The sequence below is a fragment of the Microcystis sp. M53602_WE12 genome (assembly GCF_030065455.1).
GTDB classification, from domain to species: domain Bacteria; phylum Cyanobacteriota; class Cyanobacteriia; order Cyanobacteriales; family Microcystaceae; genus Microcystis; species Microcystis aeruginosa.
In genome coordinates, this window is record NZ_JASJFB010000194.1 from 1 (window position 1) to 3,024 (window position 3,024).

At 36.4% G+C, this 3,024-nt stretch carries 5 protein-coding genes; 3 read left to right on the forward strand and 2 right to left on the reverse strand.

The window, feature by feature from the left end:
- The first annotated feature begins 255 nt into the window (after nt 1–255).
- Nucleotides 256–411, forward strand: a complete 156-nt coding sequence (locus PX482_RS07335) for an anacyclamide/piricyclamide family prenylated cyclic peptide (protein WP_002758006.1) — start codon at nt 256–258, stop codon at nt 409–411.
- Between the two features lie 549 nt (nt 412–960).
- On the opposite strand, the gene PX482_RS07340 is transcribed toward PX482_RS07335, so the two are convergent.
- Together PX482_RS07340 and PX482_RS07345 are read right to left on the reverse strand one after the other, a co-directional pair.
- A complete protein-coding gene (locus PX482_RS07340; protein WP_002758004.1) occupies nt 961–1,425 on the reverse strand; it encodes a PIN domain-containing protein in 465 nt (154 codons plus the stop codon).
- The gene (locus PX482_RS07345; protein WP_002758002.1) at nt 1,422–1,742 is read right to left on the reverse strand and encodes a hypothetical protein; all 321 of its coding nucleotides are present in this window, start codon (nt 1,740–1,742) and stop codon (nt 1,422–1,424) included. Before PX482_RS07345 ends, PX482_RS07340 begins: the two co-directional genes overlap by 4 nt.
- A 539-nt stretch (nt 1,743–2,281) precedes the next feature.
- Here PX482_RS07345 and PX482_RS07350 point away from each other — a divergent pair.
- Nucleotides 2,282–2,545, forward strand: a complete 264-nt coding sequence (locus PX482_RS07350) for a ribbon-helix-helix domain-containing protein (protein WP_002758001.1) — start codon at nt 2,282–2,284, stop codon at nt 2,543–2,545.
- 79 nt (nt 2,546–2,624) lie between these two features.
- Nucleotides 2,625–2,846, forward strand: coding sequence for a type II toxin-antitoxin system RelE/ParE family toxin (locus PX482_RS07355; RefSeq protein WP_230401062.1), 222 nt, complete (start codon nt 2,625–2,627; stop codon nt 2,844–2,846).
- Nucleotides 2,847–3,024: the final 178 nt, after the last annotated feature.

Here is a 3,024-nt window from a genome sequence, read left to right on the forward strand (position 1 = left end):
CCCTAATTTATTAAGAGAAGTAAGAGATTTTGCTAAAGTTTTAGAACATAGAAAGTGATGAAGTCGGGCAAAGTTTACTACCCCAGTAGCATCAGGTGGTTTTTTTCTTCGGGAAATTTAAACAGAAAAACTGTAATGACATTAAACATAGATAAAAAACTATAACAAAGATAGATAAAAACTCAGAATAAAACTATTGACTCAGCAGAAAAAAGGTGGTATGACTGAACTCAACAATAATGGAGGATTTACCCCATGAAAACCAAAAAACTGACCCCCCGCAATGCCGCTCCTGTTCAACGGGAAAATACCGCTACCGTCTCTCGTAATGACAATGCGATCGCCCCCCTAGATTTACTCCGAAGAGGTTCAAAAGGAAATGCTCCTTTTGCGGGCGACGACGCGGAGTAGTCCTCATAATTCTAACACTCACCTCAAAAAGTGTCAAAAGTCTTTTTCTGTCTCCCTTAGCGCACGGTTCGCATCAACGAATTGACGCACAATCCTTGTTAATTCGCGGCTTTCGGATACCGGGCATCGGGGAGGCGGAGAAGCTTCTTGAGCAGGGGAGAGAGGGAGCGGGGGAGTACAGGTTTTTGCTCTTCTGTTGTCTCCCTTTTCCTTGGTTCACGAGTGCTAGAAGATTTAGTCAATGCTACTTAAAAAGTCGGAGATTGTCTTTGACTTCTCTTGGTCAAAAATTAGAGTTTTCAATAAGTACCCGATTGATGTTTCTAACAGTAATTCGCTTATTTTAAGAGCGATTTGGTCTTTGTTGCCTGTGCCTTTTTTGTTGCCAAATTGTTACAAAATTTAATAAAAAAAGCCTTGACAATTGAGTGACTTCAGGTAAAAAACAAGACCAACCTAATGTTGTTAAGACCCAGGAAAAAAGACAATTAAAAAAATCAATGGCGTTAGCTGAAGCGGTTAAACGAGGATTAAAATAGCCTTATTTTTTTATTTTAAAGAATTTAGATACTTATTTACAAATTCAGAAGGCATTAAACATTCAAATTCACCTGTTTGTTGAACCAAAATCTTAATTAACTTATGATTAGCAGATATAAAACATTGAGATTGACCAACTTTTGCCGTTAAATAGACTCCTACATCTTCACGAGGAATTACTCCCAAAGCCTCCATTTCAGCTAACTCAAAATCATCAATCTGGACATAGCAAAACTTTAAGTTTTGCCAGATCCTTCCAATTATTTCTCCACTCCAATCTTTATTTTTTAAACGTTTGGCAACTCTGGTAATTTGGTTAATAAGTTCTTCAGAAATTATTACCCCCACAGGATTATCGTTTGGGGCTTCCCAACCTAACCATTGTAGAATTAAACCTTCAGGACTTTCTAGCTCAACTGCACCGATTAAATGAACATTAGTGTCTAAAAAAATTAATTCAGGAATTTTCTTCATTGTATTGAATCTTGTTTTTGTTGACGTTCTTGAGATATTTCCCGTTTAATATCTTGGACAAGATCAACAATTTTCTCTCTTGAATCATAACCTGCTTCGGTCAAAGATTGTTTTAACTCCTGTTGTAATTGTTCTGCTGACATTAAAGGATGTTGTTGATATTTACTGATTTGTTGCCAAAAGTTATTAATCTCTGTTTCTGTTTCTTCCCAAAGAATGATAACTCTTACTGAACTGGGTGGAGTCCCTTTAATTGGGTGGTCTAAAGATAATTGACCTACCTTATCGATCTTTCCAGTAGATTGAATTGCTTTCATAGTTATAAAGATTTTTGCCAACGACTTTTATTGGCATGACCTATTCTATCACTACTTCACTCAGACAAAATCTCACCAAGAAATATTTGGTAACAAATTATCACAAAAAGCTTGACAAGTGCTTAAACATCAGGTTAAACTCCCCGTCAAGTCAAATTTCACCTTAAATTCTGGAGAGGAACGTCCTTTTGCGGGAGACGACGCAGAGTAATCCCCCTGATTCTAGCACGAACCTCAAATCAGGTCAAAAGTCTTTTTCTTCTTGCCAGGGCGCACGGTTTGCCTCAATGAATTGACGTACAACCCTAGTTAAATTCAGGGCTTTCGGAAGCTTCTTGAGCGGGGGGCGGGGGAGTACAGATTTTTGAGCTTCTGTTGTCTCCCTTTTCCTTGGCTCACGAGTGCTAGAAGACTTAGGTTCAGGGAGATGAACCCGTCTATCTCGCAGTCTGTCCAAAATCTGTTAAAATTATAAGATGCTAAAAAGTCTGCGCTATAATACTCAGCTAGGATGATATAAAAGTAATTATGGAGAAGCAATGAACACTATCCAACTGACACCAGAAATAGAAAATTTGATTGCTCAACAAATTAAAACAGGAAAATATCAAGATGATTTAGCCGTTATTCAAGAGGGATTGCGTTTATTGGCAGAAAGAGACAGAATTTATCGAGGAAGATTTGAGCAATTGAAACAGGAAGTCATGATTGGTGTGCAAGAGTTAAGGCGTGGAGAAAGTTTTGATGGTAGAGAATTTATTAACAGATTAAAAGCCACAAATCTTCAGGATAGTGGCTCTTGAATTATGACGGTTATTTTAATATCTTCAAAGGCTAAACGAAGATTTAGAAATTATCAATGATCGGATTGCTTATTCTAATATTCAAGCTCCCAATCAGTTGTTAGATAAGATTCTTGATAAATTTGAAATCTTAGCCAGTTTTCCTAATGTGGGAAAAAACAGGAATGAATTGATTATGGGTTTACGAAGTTTTCCTGTAGAAGATTATCTAATCTTTTATTTTCCTCTTGAAAACGGAATTAAAATCGCAAGAGTAGTTAGTGGATATAGAGATTTAGATGCTATGTTTGATCTTGATTAAGAAAGTGATCGCATCAAGCTAAACTTAACAAAAACTCAATAAAAATTTACCCAAAAACTATTGACAAGAAAAGTAAAGACTGCTAATCTGGAAACTCTAAATATTTTGAGGATTGAGAGTAATTGTCATTAACTAATCGAGAAAATGCTTTTATTCAGCCTGAAAAACTCATTGATTA